Annotated in this window: 17 protein-coding genes; 5 read left to right on the plus strand and 12 right to left on the minus strand. The window is 65.3% G+C overall.

The window, feature by feature from the left end:
* Window positions 1–49 precede the first annotated feature (49 nt).
* Complete coding sequence (locus tag ABEA50_RS03140) at window positions 50–1,105, plus strand: ferredoxin--NADP reductase (protein ID WP_345493458.1); 1,056 nt, start codon at window positions 50–52, stop codon at window positions 1,103–1,105.
* Between the two features lie 133 nt (window positions 1,106–1,238).
* Here the strand turns inward: ABEA50_RS03140 and ABEA50_RS03145 are convergent, their stop codons facing one another.
* From ABEA50_RS03145 to hppD, 11 genes are all read right to left on the minus strand, one after another.
* A complete protein-coding gene (locus ABEA50_RS03145) occupies window positions 1,239–1,994 on the minus strand; it encodes a glutamate racemase (protein ID WP_345493459.1) in 756 nt (251 codons plus the stop codon).
* A 13-nt stretch (window positions 1,995–2,007) separates the two neighbouring features.
* Window positions 2,008–3,240, minus strand: a complete 1,233-nt coding sequence (locus tag ABEA50_RS03150; RefSeq protein ID WP_345493460.1) for an NAD(P)/FAD-dependent oxidoreductase — start codon at window positions 3,238–3,240, stop codon at window positions 2,008–2,010.
* A gap of 103 nt (window positions 3,241–3,343) precedes the next feature.
* Entirely contained in the window at window positions 3,344–3,913 is a 570-nt protein-coding gene (locus tag ABEA50_RS03155; RefSeq protein ID WP_345493461.1) for a Fic/DOC family protein, read from the minus strand.
* Window positions 3,910–4,272, minus strand: coding sequence for an antitoxin VbhA family protein (locus ABEA50_RS03160; protein ID WP_345493462.1), 363 nt, complete (start codon window positions 4,270–4,272; stop codon window positions 3,910–3,912). Before ABEA50_RS03160 ends, ABEA50_RS03155 begins: the two co-directional genes overlap by 4 nt.
* A gap of 87 nt (window positions 4,273–4,359) precedes the next feature.
* Window positions 4,360–5,550, minus strand: a complete 1,191-nt coding sequence (gene tuf / locus ABEA50_RS03165) for an elongation factor Tu (RefSeq protein ID WP_345493463.1) — start codon at window positions 5,548–5,550, stop codon at window positions 4,360–4,362.
* Window positions 5,551–5,633: 83 nt separating this feature from the next.
* Entirely contained in the window at window positions 5,634–7,736 is a 2,103-nt protein-coding gene (gene fusA, locus ABEA50_RS03170) for an elongation factor G (protein ID WP_345493464.1), read from the minus strand.
* 161 nt (window positions 7,737–7,897) lie between these two features.
* Window positions 7,898–8,368 (minus strand): 30S ribosomal protein S7, encoded by a 471-nt coding sequence (rpsG, locus tag ABEA50_RS03175; protein WP_033246943.1) that lies wholly within the window; start codon window positions 8,366–8,368, stop codon window positions 7,898–7,900.
* A gap of 1 nt (window position 8,369) precedes the next feature.
* Complete coding sequence (gene rpsL, locus ABEA50_RS03180) at window positions 8,370–8,744, minus strand: 30S ribosomal protein S12 (RefSeq protein ID WP_014353064.1); 375 nt, start codon at window positions 8,742–8,744, stop codon at window positions 8,370–8,372.
* Between the two features lie 242 nt (window positions 8,745–8,986).
* The gene (locus tag ABEA50_RS03185) at window positions 8,987–9,538 is read right to left on the minus strand and encodes a DUF3558 domain-containing protein (RefSeq protein WP_345493465.1); all 552 of its coding nucleotides are present in this window, start codon (window positions 9,536–9,538) and stop codon (window positions 8,987–8,989) included.
* Window positions 9,539–9,543: 5 nt separating this feature from the next.
* Entirely contained in the window at window positions 9,544–10,077 is a 534-nt protein-coding gene (locus ABEA50_RS03190; protein ID WP_345493466.1) for a DUF3558 domain-containing protein, read from the minus strand.
* Between the two features lie 65 nt (window positions 10,078–10,142).
* Window positions 10,143–11,384 carry a 4-hydroxyphenylpyruvate dioxygenase gene (gene hppD / locus ABEA50_RS03195; RefSeq protein ID WP_345493467.1) on the minus strand — a complete coding sequence of 414 codons (1,242 nt, stop codon included), beginning with the start codon at window positions 11,382–11,384 and terminating at the stop codon, window positions 10,143–10,145.
* Between the two features lie 160 nt (window positions 11,385–11,544).
* On the opposite strand from hppD, the gene ABEA50_RS03200 reads away from it, so the two are divergent.
* Complete coding sequence (locus ABEA50_RS03200) at window positions 11,545–12,069, plus strand: Lrp/AsnC family transcriptional regulator (RefSeq protein ID WP_345493468.1); 525 nt, start codon at window positions 11,545–11,547, stop codon at window positions 12,067–12,069.
* Window positions 12,070–12,185: 116 nt separating this feature from the next.
* Here ABEA50_RS03200 and ABEA50_RS03205 read toward each other — a convergent pair whose 3' ends face one another.
* Window positions 12,186–13,160: an NADPH:quinone oxidoreductase family protein gene (locus ABEA50_RS03205; RefSeq protein WP_345493469.1), complete on the minus strand. Its 975-nt coding sequence runs from the start codon at window positions 13,158–13,160 to the stop codon at window positions 12,186–12,188.
* Window positions 13,161–13,301: 141 nt separating this feature from the next.
* Between ABEA50_RS03205 and ABEA50_RS03210 the strand changes: the two genes are divergently transcribed.
* The 3 genes from ABEA50_RS03210 to ABEA50_RS03220 all read left to right on the plus strand — a co-directional run bounded on the left by ABEA50_RS03210 (window position 13,302) and on the right by ABEA50_RS03220 (window position 15,735).
* The gene (locus ABEA50_RS03210; protein ID WP_345493470.1) at window positions 13,302–13,643 is read left to right on the plus strand and encodes a type VII secretion target; all 342 of its coding nucleotides are present in this window, start codon (window positions 13,302–13,304) and stop codon (window positions 13,641–13,643) included.
* Window positions 13,640–14,779 carry a transglycosylase SLT domain-containing protein gene (locus tag ABEA50_RS03215; protein ID WP_345493471.1) on the plus strand — a complete coding sequence of 380 codons (1,140 nt, stop codon included), beginning with the start codon at window positions 13,640–13,642 and terminating at the stop codon, window positions 14,777–14,779. The genes ABEA50_RS03210 and ABEA50_RS03215 overlap by 4 nt, the downstream gene beginning before the upstream one ends.
* A 152-nt stretch (window positions 14,780–14,931) precedes the next feature.
* The gene (locus ABEA50_RS03220) at window positions 14,932–15,735 is read left to right on the plus strand and encodes an acyl-[acyl-carrier-protein] thioesterase (RefSeq protein WP_345493472.1); all 804 of its coding nucleotides are present in this window, start codon (window positions 14,932–14,934) and stop codon (window positions 15,733–15,735) included.
* Window positions 15,736–15,749 lie beyond the last annotated feature (14 nt).

The following is a 15,749-nucleotide window of genomic DNA, read 5'->3' on the forward strand; positions in this document are numbered from 1 at the left end:
TGAAACACGTTCTAGTTTTGGATTTTGCAGCCGGGTTCGAGAGGACACCATGAGCACAGTCGAGGTTCCGCACGGTTCACGTTCGGTCATCCTGCGGGTGGCCTCGGTCATCGCCGAGACCGCGGATACCCGCTCGCTGGTCTTCGACGTGCCCGAAGAGCTGGCCGACAAGGTGCGCTACCAACCGGGACAATTCCTCACCCTGCGCATCCCCAGCGACCGCACCGGCTCGGTGGCACGCTGCTACTCGCTGGCCAGCTCACCGTTCACCGACGACCGCCCCAAGGTCACCGTCAAGCGCACCGAGGGCGGCTACGGCTCCAACTGGGTCTGCGACAACGTGCAGGCGGGCGACTCGATCGAGGTGCTCCCGCCCTCGGGCCTGTTCACCCCCAAGGACCTCGACGAGGACCTGCTGCTTTTCGCCGCGGGCAGCGGCATCACGCCGGTGATGTCCATCCTCAAGTCCGCGCTCGCCAGGGGCAGCGGCCGCGTGGTCCTGCTCTACGCCAACCGCGACCACAAATCGGTGATCTTCGCCGAAGAACTGCGCGCGCTCGCCGACAAGAACCCGCAGCGGCTCACCGTGGTGCACTGGCTGGAATACCTCCAGGGCCTGCCCACCGCGGACGCGCTCGCCACCCTCGTCGCGCCGTACGCGGCCTACAGCGCCTTCATGTGCGGACCGCGCCCCTTCATGGATTGCGTGCACGACGCGCTCGAGCAAGCGGGACTCCCCCGCGAACGCACCCACGCCGAAGTGTTCAACTCCCTGTCCGGCGACCCCTTCGCCGATCAGGCGCCCGTCGAGGTCACCGACGCCGACGCCGCCGACGCGGCGACAGTCGAAGTGGAACTCGACGGTGAGGTGCACGAACTGTCCTGGCCACGCAAGCAGACCCTGGTCGACATCATGCTCGCCAAGGGCATCGACGTGCCCTACTCCTGCCAGGAAGGTGAATGCGGCTCCTGCGCGTGCACCGTACTGTCGGGCAAGGTCGAGATGGACAACGCCGAAATCCTCGACCCCGAGGACATCGAGAGCGGCTACATCCTCGGCTGCCAGGCGCACCCGGTCACCGATCACCTGAAAATCCAGTTCTGACACCGTATTTCAGGTTCGGCGTACACCGATCGCCGGACGGCGCCACCGCGACGAGCGACCTCGACGCTGTCACTGCGCGACCACCGGCACGGCCTGCGCATGGCGTCGACGGAAACACGGTCGCTCGCTACGACTATGCGCTGAGCACCAAACCGGACTCGAAAGCAGCCGCGCTGGCGGGTAATTCGCCGGGACGGCCACTGTTGAACACTCGGACGACACCCTCGCCGGTACTCGGCCTACCCAAGGCGTCGATCCGCCGAATCGTCTGCGCGGCAACGGCTTGCGCACTGTCGAAGAGGCGGACACCGTCGGGCAACGCCGCCAGGATCGCATCCGTCACCAACGGGTAATGCGTACAGCCGAGCACGACACCCTGCACGCCGGCCGGGGTCCGCTCGGCCGCCTTGTCGATCGCCGCGTGCGCCGCCGCGAGATCACCGCGGTCGATCGCGTCCGCCAAACCATGGCAGGCGATACCCACGATCTCGGCCTCCGCGCCGAACTCGGCGATCAGATTCGCCTGATAGCTGCTCGCCGTGGTCGCCGCCGTCGCCCACACCGCCACCGACTTACACGCCGCCGCGGCTGGCTTGATCGCGGGCACCGTGCCCACCACCGGTACGCCGGGACCCACTTCGGCCCGCACGTGCGACAACGCCGTCACGCTCGCCGTATTGCACGGCAACACAATCACTTCCGCGCCCAACTCCACCGACGTGCGCGCCGCGTCGAGCACCCGATCGATCACCCACTGCTCCGGCTTGGGTCCCCACGGCGCGCCGTCCGGGTCCAAGCGCAGCAACAAATCCACATCCGGCCGTAGCTTGCGCAGCCATGCGGAAGTCGGCAACAATCCCAAACCCGAGTCGATGAGCGCGACGATCACATCGTCAACCGTATTACAGCAGCTCCGCGACCGGGACACCCGCTGCGATCTGCGCCCGCGACCGCATCACCCTGCCCGTCATCCCCGCGCCGACGACACCGGTCACCGCACCGTCCTTGGCGTAGAAGGCGAGGAACTTACGGCCGTCGTCTGCGGCGATCTTCACATCGTCGCCCGCGCTCGGCGTGCCGAGCGCCTGAATCTTCAGGCCGTACTGATCGCTCCAGAAATAGGGCACCTGCGCGGCGGTCGACTTCGGCGCGACGCCAAGCAACGCGGCGGCGAGCACCTGCGCCTGCTCACCGGCATTCGTCCAGTGCTCCACCCGTTTACGCTCGCCCGTCCCGTGCAACCACGCCGCGACGTCACCCAGCGCCCACACGTCCTCGGTGCCCGTGCGGCCCACCTCGTCGGCGAGCACCCCACCACCGGCCGACGGTTCGGCCAACGCGATACCAGAATCCGCGAGCCAATCGGTCGCGGGCCGCGACCCCACGCCGACCACCACCAGGTCCGCCGCCACCTCACTACCGTCCGACAATTGGGCGCCGCGCACCCGGCCCGCGTCATCGGACAACAACGCCCCCACCCCGATGCCGCACCTCAGGTCCACGCCCTGCTCCCGGTGCATCCGCGCCACCAACGCACCCACCTGCTCACCGAGCACCGAGGCCAGCGGTGTCGGTTGCGGTTCCACCAGCACCACCGGCAGTTCACCGGCACGGAAACTCGCCGCCACCTCACAGCCGATGAACCCGGCGCCGATCACCAACGCGCTTGTCGCCGTCGCGAGATCGGCGCGCAACGCGGTCGCGTCGGCATGACCGCGCAACACGTGCACGCCCGCGAGATCGGGGAATCCGGGAATGCGACGCGGATGCAGCCCGGTCGCGATGATCAACGCGCCGTACTCGACCGACGACCCGTCGGCCAGCCGTACCCGATGCGCGTCGGTCTCCACCCCGACCACCTCGGCATCGACCCGCAGATCGATGCGCTGCTCGTCGAAGAACTCCTTCGGCCGCAACGTGGTGTCGTCCGTCTCGCCCCGCACGAACTGCTTGGACAGCGGCGGACGATCGTAGGGCAGATGCGGCTCATCGCCCAGCAGGATCAACGCACCGTCGTACTCGGCCCGTCGCAACTCCTCGGCGGCCCGCAACCCCGCCAGACCCGCACCGACAATCACGATCGGCCCTGCACTACGCCCCGCACCCACGGCGGCCTCATTCTCAGAAGGTGACACGCAGCTCACCCTAACTTCGCGCACACATCAATCGCTGTGTGCTGCGTCACTTCCGGAGACATGAGCGCTGACAACTACATTGCCCATCCCGGCATCGACCCGATCAAGTGATCAAAGAAGAAAGCAGAGCTTCCAACGAACGGTTATCACCACGTAACGACGCCATAGACGCCTCCGCGTTGCTCCCCCGGTCGAGCGAGGCCCAGTCCAGATTCCATCCTGCCGCACGGCCGAGTTGCCGGAAGAACGCCCGTTGCGCACGTCCGTTCCCTTCCCGAAACGGGTGGATCGCATTGACTTCAGCGAAATAGTGCGCCAGCCGCTCGATGAAAACCTCACGCGGGCATCCCCGCAGATACTGCTCTTTCGCGAGCTCACCGAATACCTGTTCGGCATAGGTTTCGATATGCCTTGGCAGGCAAAACATATCGGACTTCGCAATTCCCACAGTCCGAACCTGGCCTGCCCAGCCATACAGGTCACCGAAAATCTCTCGGTGAAACGCCCGCAGATGCGCCAGATCATAGCCGCCCGGCAGAACTCGAGTTCCGAGGTCCGCCAACGCCGCTAGGCTCAGGTCTGCCTCAACCTGCCGTAGCACCTCAGCATCTTTGATCCCCAAACGATTCCGCAGCACACCCGAATCAGGATCAACATACGGATCATCAATCACGACAAACCATGCAAATGCCGCATATTCTCACGCATTTGCGCCGTACTGATCTCCCCTTGCTCCCACTGTTGCAGAATCACGTCGGCGCCCGAACTAGGCGAAAGCCCCTCCGCCCGGACCGAAGCCGCCGCTTGGCGCGCGGACTGAGCCCGCTCTGCGGTCAACTCCTCGAAAACTTCGACCGAGACTACGACAGCTTCGGTTCGACGATGCGAACCAAAGCCCACCGGAGTGCGGTCACCGCGGCGGAACCGCTCCAGTACTCCGGACAGTTGCTCACGAGCCTCGCGCACCGACAATGTTTCAATCAACATAACAATAGTGTACTCGAATGTGTACACATTTGCGTACGCCGTCACCGCCGATGCATAGGCCCAGTGGCATCGAAAACAGAAGCGGCGCCGTCCCTTTCGGGGCGGCGCCGCTTCGGCAGCGATTCTAGCGAATCACTTGATGATCTTCGTGACGCGACCGGCGCCGACGGTGCGGCCACCCTCACGAATCGCGAAGCGCAGGCCCTCGTCCATGGCGACCGGCTGGATCAGCTTGACGGACATCTCGGTGTTGTCACCGGGCATGACCATCTCGGTGCCCTCGGGGAGGGTCACAACGCCCGTCACGTCAGTCGTACGGAAGTAGAACTGCGGACGGTAGTTGTTGAAGAACGGGGTGTGGCGGCCACCCTCGTCCTTCGACAGGATGTAGGCCTGACCCTCGAACTCGGTGTGCGGGGTGGTGGTACCCGGCTTCACGACAACCTGGCCACGCTCGACATCTTCGCGCTTGATACCACGAACCAGCAGACCGACGTTGTCACCGGCCTGGCCCTGGTCGAGCAGCTTGCGGAACATCTCGATACCGGTGACCGTGGTCTTGGTCTTGTCCGGACGGATGCCGACGATCTCGACTTCCTCGTTCACGTTGACCACGCCACGCTCGACGCGACCGGTGACGACGGTGCCACGACCGGTGATCGTGAAAACGTCCTCGACCGGCATCAGGAACGGCTTGTCGGTCTCACGAACCGGGTCGGGGATCGAGTCGTCGACGGCCTGCATCAGCTCGACGATCGACTCGGTCCACTTCGGGTCGCCCTCGAGCGCCTTCAGACCGGAAACGCGCACGACGGGGGCATCCTCGTCGAACTCCTGGCTGGCCAGCAGCTCACGAACCTCGAGCTCGACCAGTTCGAGGATTTCCTCGTCATCGACCATGTCGGACTTGTTCAGCGCGACCAAGATGTAAGGAACGCCGACCTGACGGCCGAGCAGCACGTGCTCACGAGTCTGTGGCATCGGGCCGTCGGTCGCGGCGACCACGAGGATGGCGCCGTCCATCTGCGCCGCACCCGTGATCATGTTCTTGATGTAGTCCGCGTGACCGGGGGCGTCGACGTGCGCGTAGTGACGCTTCTCGGTCTGGTACTCGACGTGCGAGATGTTGATCGTGATACCACGCGCCTTCTCTTCCGGCGCCTTGTCGATCTGGTCGAACGCGAAGCTCTCGTTCAGCTCCGGGTACTTCTCCGCCAGCACCTTCGTGATCGCTGCGGTCAGCGTGGTCTTGCCGTGGTCGACGTGACCGATGGTGCCGATGTTGACGTGCGGCTTCGTCCGCTCGAACTTCGCCTTCGCCACTGTGGTGTCCTCCTGGACTTGTTGGTGCGTGCGTTTGCAGCAGTGCGGTTATTACTGGGGGTCGTGCATGACTCCCGGCGGAATTACTCGCCGGTCGCCTTGGCGATGATCTCCTTCGACACGTTGGCAGGAACCTCCGCGTACGAATCGAACACCATGGAGTAGTTCGCCCGGCCCTGGGTCTTCGACCGCAGGTCACCGATGTAACCGAACATCTCCGAGAGCGGAACCAGCGCCTTGACGACACGGGCACCACTGCGTTCCTCCATGGCCTGAATTTGGCCACGGCGGGAGTTCAGGTCGCCGATCACTTCGCCCATGTAATCCTCGGGCGTGATGACCTCGACCGCCATCAGCGGCTCGAGAATCACCGGACCGGCCTTACGGGCCGCTTCCTTCAGTGCCTGCGAACCGGCGATCTTGAACGCCATCTCCGAGGAGTCGACGTCATGGTAAGCGCCGTCGAGCAGGCTGACCTTCAGGTTGACCAGCGGGTAGCCAGCGAGGACACCGTACTGCATGGCGTCCTGTGCACCGGCGTCCACCGATGGGATGTATTCGCGCGGAACACGACCACCGGAGACCTTGTTCTCGAACTCGTAGGTCGCGCCGTCTTCGCCGAGGAACGGCTCGAGGGCAATGATGACCTTCGCGAACTGGCCCGAGCCACCCGTCTGCTTCTTGTGGGTGAACTCGTGCTTCTCGACCTTCTTGGTGATGGTCTCGCGGTAAGCCACCTGCGGCTTGCCGACGTTCGCCTCGACCTTGAATTCGCGCTTCATCCGGTCGACCAGGATGTCCAGGTGCAGCTCGCCCATACCGCCGATGACGGTCTGGCCGGTCTCGGCGTCCAGCTTCACCGTGAAGGTGGGGTCTTCTTCGGCGAGCTTCTGAATCGCCGTGCCCATCTTCTCCTGGTCGGACTTGGTCTTGGGCTCGATGGAGACCTCGATGACCGGGTCCGGGAAGGTCATCGACTCCAGCACGACCTGGTTGTTCGGGTCGGACAGGGTGTCGCCGGTGGTGGTGTCCTTCAGACCGATGACCGCGAAGATGTTGCCGGCGCTGGCCTGCGGCACCGGGTTCTCCTTGTTGGAGTGCATCTGGAACAGCTTGCCCAGACGCTCCTTCTTGCCCTTGGTCGCGTTGATGACCTGGGCGCCGGAATCGACCTTGCCGGAGTACACACGGATGTAGGTGAGCTTGCCGAAGAACGGGTGCACGGCGACCTTGAACGCCAGCGCGGCGAACGGCTCGTCGGCACTCGGCTTCCGGGTGATGATCTCGTCTTCTTTGTTCGGCACGTGCCCCTGCACGGACTCGATGTCCAGCGGCGAGGGCAGGTAGTCGACGACGGCGTCGAGCATGGGCTGCACGCCCTTGTTCTTGAACGCCGAGCCGCACAGCACCGGGTACAGCTCCGAGGCGACGGTCATCTTGCGGATGGCGCCCTTGACCTCGGCGATCGTGAGCTCTTCACCACCGAAGAACTTCTCGAGCAGCTCCTCGTCGGATTCCGCGACCGTCTCCAGCAGTTCCTGCCGGTACTGCTCGGCCTGCTCGACCAGATCCGCCGGGATGTCGCGCAACTCGTACTTCTCGCCGAGCTTGGTTTCGCCCGTCCAGACCTTCGCCTTCATCTCGACCAGGTCGACGATGCCCTCGAAGGCGTCCTCCGCACCGATGGGCAGCTGAATGACCAGCGGCTTGGCGCCGAGACGGTCCTTGATGGTCTGCACGGTGAAGTAGAAATCCGCACCGAGCTTGTCCATCTTGTTGACGAAGCAGATCCGCGGCACGTCGTACTTGTCGGCCTGACGCCACACCTGCTCGGACTGCGGCTCCACACCCTCTTTGCCGTCGAAGACGGCAACGGCGCCATCGAGCACACGCAGGCTGCGCTCCACCTCAGCGGTGAAGTCGACGTGGCCGGGTGTGTCGATGATGTTGATCTGGTTGTTGTCCCAGAAGCACGTCACCGCCGCCGAGGTGATGGTGATGCCGCGCTCTTGCTCCTGCTCCATCCAGTCGGTGGTCGACGCGCCGTCGTGCGTTTCGCCGATCTTGTAGTTCACACCGGTGTAGAAGAGGATGCGTTCAGTTGTGGTCGTCTTGCCCGCGTCGATGTGGGCCATGATGCCGATGTTGCGGACCCTGTTGAGGTCGGTGAGCACGTCCTGTGCCACGGAAATCTTCCCCGCTCTGCGTTGTAGCGATCAGCTAGTTGGGATTCTCGGGGACGACCGGAAGACACTGCTGTGGTCGTCTCTTATGTCAACGTCCGAAATGATAGGTAAGTGCCATCCCGGACTGGCCTCCCGACCCAAAACGACAGGTCGGGCAGACATCACCAGCGGTAGTGCGCGAAGGCCCTGTTGGACTCGGCCATCTTGTGCGTGTCCTCGCGACGCTTGACCGAGGCACCGAGACCGTTGCTGGCGTCGAGCAGTTCGTTGGCGAGACGCTCGACCATGGTCTTCTCACGACGTGCGCGCGAGTAGTTGACCAGCCACCGCAGCGCCAAGGTGTTGGAGCGGCCCGGCCGCACCTCGACCGGCACCTGGTAGGTGGCGCCACCGACGCGGCGGGGCTTCACCTCCAGTGCGGGCTTGACGTTGTCGAGCGCACGCTTGAGGGTGACGACCGGGTCGGTACCGGTCTTCTCGCGTGCCTGTTCCATGGCGCCGTAGACGATGCGCTCCGCAGTGGACTTCTTGCCGTCCAGCAGAATCTTGTTGACCAGCTGAGTGACCAGCGGCGACCCGTAAACCGGGTCGTTGATCAGCGGACGCTTGGGAGCGGGGCCCTTGCGTGGCATATCAGCTCTTCTCCTTCTTGGCGCCGTAACGGCTGCGGGCCTGCTTGCGGTTCTTCACGCCTTGAGTGTCGAGCGAGCCACGAATGATCTTGTAGCGGACACCTGGGAGGTCCTTCACACGACCGCCACGCACGAGCACCATCGAGTGCTCCTGGAGGTTGTGGCCCTCACCCGGGATGTAGGCCGTGACCTCGACCGCGCTGGTCAGGCGAACGCGCGCGACCTTACGCAGCGCCGAGTTCGGCTTCTTCGGGGTCGTGGTGTACACGCGGGTGCACACGCCACGACGCTGCGGGCTCCCCTTGAGGGCCGCGGTCTTGGTCTTGGCGACCTTGTCGCGGCGACCCTTGCGGACCAGCTGGTTGATGGTTGGCATAGACCGGCTTTCGTTATCGGTTATCGCGGTGTCTTGATCTTCTTTTACGTTCGGCGCCTGGCCACGTCTCTCGCGCCCCGAGGTCGGGTGTGTCGCGCGCGGCGCAGGGCCCGAATTACGGGCACGCTGGAATGTTCAGCCGCTTTCGCTGGCCTACGGTCACGCACAAACTCGCCCGCGAGCTTTCGGGCACAGCCGACCACGATACGCGCGAGTCGGACACGCGGTCAAAGCGGGGTCGTTCACCTCGCTAGATTCAACGTCAGCTCGGTGAGTTTGCGGGCGGCTTCGCACGGATCCGGGTGCCCGGAACCGGGATGATAATTGACCCAGAAACCGATCACGCCCTGATCCGCGGCGGCCGCGCTGACGCCACAGGAATCCGGATCGTTCGGACGGCGGGTCTGGATCGCGCGCCGACCCTCCACCGTCACGTTCTCGGTGGAATAACCGAGCCTGTCGTTATTGGTCTTCTCGTTGTTCAGCGTGCTGATCTCGTACCAGTTCAAGGTGACCATGGCATTGCCACCGGGCGCGCCCTCGAGATCCCACATGCACACCGCGCCGTAGAACGACGGCGTGACGTAGGCGTCCTTGCCGACCACATCCGCGATCTGCTGGGTGGTCACCACCTCGCACTCGCGCAGGAGCTTGTCGAAGTCGGTGTTGACGCTGTCACCACTGGGTGAACCGCCCGCGGGGAACGCCGTACCCCCGACGGTCTGACCGCAACCGGCCGTGAGCGCCAACAAGGCTGTCGCGGCGAGCATTCCGCGCACACCTCGCGCGCGCATGCCGCTCACCCCAACCTCTGCACGGTCAGCTCGGCGAGCTTGTGCATCCGGTCGCACGGGTTGGTTCCGTCGCTTCCGAAGATGCCGTAGGACATCGACCACTCGAAGAAATCGTCGTCCAATTGCACCGCGAGATCGCAGACCTGCCCGCTGGGCTCCAACGCCTGGAATCCCGGCCGCCCGCCGACGTCGATCGTCTGCGGATTGCGGCCCTGCGTGGTGACCCACGCCTTCTCCCTGTCGATCGGACTGCCACGGTAGGACGCGAAAGTGACGCTGGTCGAACCGTATCCGGCCGCATCCCAATTGCAGCCGACCGAATTCTTCACGGCCTGGGAAATCTGCGGCAAACCGGCGTTGGCGCGCACCTCGTCGTCGGTGACGTGCCCGCACTCGCCGACGAAAGGACCGATCGTGGCGACCCTCGGTGGTGGACGCAACGGCGGCGCGTCCTCGTCGGAGTCACCGCCGCCGGAACCACACGCGGTCAGCAATAACGACAGCGCGGCCGCGCAGCCGACCCAGGCCCCAATCCGCATAGCTGCACTCTACCCACGCGCCGCAAACCAGCAGGCGCGACAATCGATCACGCGGATTCGCCGCCCTACAGGTTGCCGCGAGCCTGCTGCTCGCGCTCGATCGCTTGGAACAGCGCCTTGAAGTTGCCCTTGCCGAAGCCGAGCGAGCCGTGGCGCTCGATGAGTTCGAAGAAGACGGTCGGCCGATCGCCGAGCGGACGGGTGAAGATCTGCAGCAGGTACCCGTCCTCGTCGCGGTCGACCAGGATGCCGCGACGACGTAACTGCTCGACCGGAACCCGCACCTGGCCGATGCGCGCGCGCAATTCGGGATCGTCGTAGTAGGCGTCCGGGGTGTCGAGGAATTCGACCCCCTCGCGGCGCAGCGCGTCGACGCAACCGAGAATGTCGTCGGTGGCCAACGCGATGTGCTGCACACCGGGGCCGCGATAGAACTCGAGATACTCGTCGATCTGCGAACGCTTCTTCCCGGCCGCGGGCTCGTTGAGCGGGAATTTCACCCGATGATTGCCGTTGGCCACGACCTTGCTCATCAACGCCGAGTACTCGGTGGCGATATCGTCGCCGACGAATTCCGCCATATTCGTGAAACCCATGACGCGCCGGTAGAACTCGACCCACTCGTCCATGCGGCCGAGCTCGACATTGCCCACCACGTGGTCGATCGCCCGAATCGGTGAACCTTCGGCGTGTGTGCTCGCACGAAACGCGGATTGCCGCGCGACGAACCCCGGCAGATACGGTCCCTCGTATCGAGAACGGTCCACCAAGGTGTGCCTGGTGTCGCCATAGGCCGCCAGCGCGGCGCTGCGCACCGTGCCGAATTCGTCGGTGTCGTCGTGTGGTTCGACGAGTACGGTCGCGCCCTGCGCACGCGCCCACGCCACACAGCGATCGACATCGGGGACTTCCAGCGCGACATCGACGATGCCGTCGCCGTGCCGATCATGGTGGGCGATCAGCGGACTGTCCGGGTCGACCGCGCCGATGATCACGAATCGTGCGTCGCCGCTGCGCAATACGAACGCCTTGTGGTCCCGATTGCCGGTCTCGGGTCCGGAGTACGCCTCCCTGCGCATCCCGTAGGCCGACTCGAGGAAGTGCGCGGTCTGGGTCGCGTTGCCGACCACCCACACCAGCGCGTCCCACCCGATGACAGGGAAGGGATCGCGGCTGGTGTCGTAGTCGACAAGGCCGACGAGGGTGCGCAGATCGCCCTCGGTCGGCAGTGTTGGCTCTGCTGTCCGCGCCGTCTCCGGCGTTCCCGCTGCCGCCTGGTCCGTGGGGTGCACATGCTCGATGGTCATGGAACCAGGAAATCGCCGCGCACCGTGGTAGGCAACAGCCTCGATTCTCGGTAGACAGTGTGGCGAATCCGCCTAGCGATTCCGTCGCAATGCTGGACAATTTGAATACCGCGACGCTCGTATCCGCCGATCCACCCGTCAAGGAAAACGGAGACCGTCTATGCCGCGCACACCGCCGAGACTCGACGAGCTCGACCTCGCCATCCTCGCCGCGATGCACGCCTATCAGAAGGCGGGCATCCTCGAACTGTCACGCAGGACCAGGGTCGCGCGGGCGACGGTGCAATCGAGGATCAGCCGGATGGAGCAGGCCGGGGTCATCCGCTCCTACGATCCGCACATCGACGTCACCGCAGCGGGTTTCGAGGTGCAGGCCTTCGTGACGCTGGAGATCGCGCAGGGGGCGTTGGAAGCGGTGGCCACCGAATTGACCGCGATCCCCGGCGTGCTCGAGGCGTACGCGACCACGGGGACCGGCGACGTGTGGTGCAAGATCGGCGCGGACTCGCACGCCGGGTTGCAGGAGGTGCTGCTGAGTATCGACCGGACCAGCCCGGTGGTGCGCTCACACAGCGTCATCGTGCTGTCGACCGTGGTGGCGCCGCGTACATTGCCGTTGCTGCACACCCTCGACCCGGCGGGCACCAGCAAGGCCCCCGCCTACCGCGAGAGTCGAGAGCGGTGAGCAGCACTGGGTACTGGCCAGCGCGGTCTCGATCACCGCGGGATCGAGACCCTGCCCTGATCGAGACCCGTCGGTGCTGTAGACACCACGCGACCTCGATCACCACAGCGTCTTGATCACCGCAGCGTGACGACGACCTTGCCCTTGGCGGTGCGATTCTCCAACGACGCCACCGCCTCGGCCGCACGCTCCAGCGGATACAGCTCCGGTCGCGGCGCGGCGATCGCACCGGAGGCGAGCAGCGGCGCCACCTCCGCCCACTGTTCGGCGAGGTAACCAGGATGCGTTCGCACCCACTCGCCCCATCCGGCGCCGACGACCTCGACGTTCTTGAGCAGCAACCGATTCACCTTGACCGTGGGGATGTCGCCGCCCGTGAACCCGACCACCAGCAGTCGGCCGCCGGAAGCCAGCGCGCGCACGCTGTCGGTGAAACGGTCACCGCCCACCGGGTCGAGCACGACATCGACGCCGCGCTGTTCGGTCAGCTCCTTCACCGCGGCCAACCAGCTTTCGGCGAGCACCACATCGGTGGCGCCGTTGTCCCGCGCGACCTGAACCTTCTCCTCGGTGCTCACCACCGCGATCACCCGGCCTGCGCCGAGTGCCCGCGCCATGCGCAGGGTCGAGGTGCCGATGCCACCCGCGGCGCCGTGCACGAGCACGGTCTCCCCCTCGGCGAGCCTGCCGCGGTTACGCAGGCAGAAGTGCACGGTGAGGTCGTTGAACAGCACACCGGCACCCGCTTCGAGCGAAACATTGTCCGGCAGTGCGAAAACCATTTCCTTCGGCAGCACCGCCACTTCGGCGAGCGCGTTGCCCAGCAGCGTCAGCGCGACCACCCGATCGCCTGGCCGCACGTGCGCGTCTTCCGGTGCCGAGCGCACCACACCGGCCACCTCGCCGCCGACGACGAACGGCAGCTCCGGCTTGATCTGATACAGGCCGCGCGACATCAGCACATCGGGAAAAGCGACACCCGCCGCGTGCACATCGATGACGACACCGTCCCCCGACGATGACGGCTCCGGGATGTCGACGATCTCGACCGATTCCGGTCCCTCCAGCTTGCTGACCTGGGCTGCGCGCATGTGTCGACCTTTCTGCTCCGCGTCGGCGCTTCCTCGCCGGCCGACGCCACACCCTCAACCTAACGGCGTGCGCGGACCCGTGTCGTCAGGAGTCGGTTTTGCTATGCTGACCGCGACCGCTGGTCGGAAGGGGGATATTCCATGGCGGAGAACACGCCACCGCCGAATCAGGCACCGGCACAACAAATGCACGTCGATCCCGAGGCCCTGCGCGCGTTCGCGACCGCGCTCGGCACCGAGGCGTCGACGATCACGGGGCTCGATTCCGGCGACAGCTTCACCGCGATCGCCACCGCGCTGCCCGGCACCGAATTCGGCCCCGTCGCCGCGCACGCGGCCGACGCGGCGCATCGCTGCCTGCGACGCATCGGCGAGCGGCTCACGGCCATCGCCGACAGCACCCACGACGCTGCGGGCAAATACGAACTCGCCGAGGCCGATTTCGCGGCGAATCTGCGCTCGATCGGACTCCAACTGCCATGACACTCACCATCCCCGACGTCGAAGCGTGGCAGCCCGACCAACTCACCACCGCGGGCGAGCACGCGGCGAGCGTCTCGCGCGATCTCGATACCGCGGTCGGCAAGGGCCACACCGATACCACGGCGCTCACCGACGGCAAGAAGTGGTCCGGCACAGCGGGTTCGGCGGCCACCACACGCATGGACACCGAGAAGACCCGCGCCTCCTCGGTCAGCTCCGCCCTGATCGCGCTGGAATCGGCGCTGAAACTGCACGTGACGAACCTCGTGAACACCAAGTCGCGGGTATTGCAGTTGCGCGACGACGCGCTCAACCAGTCCCCGGCGTTCGGGGTGTCGCCCGACGGCACGGTCGACGCGAAAGCGCGCACCGATTACTACCGTTCACACGAGGACAAGGCCAATGTCGACGGCCTGATCTTCCGTGACGCGCTGCTGGCCGCCTCGCGGACATGGGAATTGACCAATGCGCTGAAAGCGGCCGAAGACGCGGCGAACCAGGCGAAGACCGTCGTGCAGGACGCCGCGGACAAGCTCGAGCAGGCCTACGCCGAACTCGGTGAACCGCGCGCCGCCCTCGTGCCACCCACAGCACCGCCTGCGACCACACCGGCGAGTACGAACTCGGGTCATCCGCAGCCCGTCAGCAGTCCTGGCAGCTCGAATCACTCCGGCAATTCCGGGAATTCGACGGGCGGCACGCACAGCGACACCGGTGGTTCGACCAGCACCCCGCATCAAGGCCCCGGCTCGCACGCCCCCAGCGGTCCGATGCCCTCCGGCGATATGGCGCAGTGGATCGCGGAGGCCAAGAAGGAGCTGATCGCGATGGGCTACGACCCGAAGGACATCGACGAACGCGCGATAGCCATGATCATCGAGCACGAGTCCGCGGGTAACCCACACGCGGAGAACCTGTGGGACAGCAACTATTTGGCCGGCCACCCGTCGAAGGGTCTGATGCAGACCATCGACAGCACCTTCAACTCCTACAAGGCGCCCGGCCACGACGACATCTGGAACCCGGTGGACAACATCATCGCTGGCGTGCGCTACTCGATGGATCGCTACGGCTCGCTCGGCAGCGTCCCCGGCGTCGCCGCGGTGAATTCCGGCGGCGCCTACCAGGGGTACTGACCCGACTCACCGGCATGCGACGACCTCGGTGCCCGTGCGCACGGGCGAATACGCGCCAACCTCGCGGGTGGGTGATCTTCGCCCCGTAAAGTCGTATCGAGGAACAACCGCACGAAGAACACGCGGCACACCGTGCAGCACGAGGAGCACAAGTGTCACTCGATCAGCCACTGACCCCACCTCCGCCCCGGGGCGTGGGTTTCGCGTCGGCATGGCCGGTCCGAGCCGGTGACGTCGATCCCTACGATCGGCTGCGTTTCGACGCGGTCGCTCGCTATCTCCAGGACATCGCCTGGGAAAACCTGCACCAGACGACGCTGGCGCGCACCGATCCGAACTGGATCGTGCGACGCACAGTGATCGACGTCGTCCGACCGATTCTCTGGCCGGACGAGGTGAGCTTGCTGCGCTGGTGCTCAGCCACCTCGACCAGGTGGACCAATATGCGGGTGAGCATCCGAGGCGCGCACGGTGGGCTCATCGAGACCGAGGGCTTCTGGATCAATATCAGCGAGTCGACCGGTATGCCGTCCAGAATCAGCGACGAGGGCCTGGCCTATCTAGCGCGAACAACGGCCGAGAACCGACTACGGTGGCGGCCCTATCTCACCGACGCCACCCCGCCGGAATCCGATACCGATCTCCCGTTTCCGGTGCGCGTCACCGATATCGATCAGTACAACCACGTCAACAACGCCTGCTACTGGCAGGCGGTCGAACAGTTCCTCGTCGACTACCCGAAGTTGCTGGCCGGACCGCATCGCGCGGTGATCGAATACGTGGCCCCGGTCCTCGCCCGCCAGCATGTGAGTGTGCGCAGCCGCTATGAGGCGGGCGATCGCACCGGAGCGCCGGTGTTGCGGCTGTGGTTCGTGGTCGGCGGGGTCACCACCACGCTGGTGCGGATCATGCCGCTGAGCGCGGTCGCCGAAGCACACTCACCCAGCGCCGACTGAGGCGAAACCCGCCT

This window comes from Nocardia callitridis, assembly GCF_039543305.1.
GTDB classification, from domain to species: Bacteria; Actinomycetota; Actinomycetes; order Mycobacteriales; family Mycobacteriaceae; genus Nocardia; species Nocardia callitridis.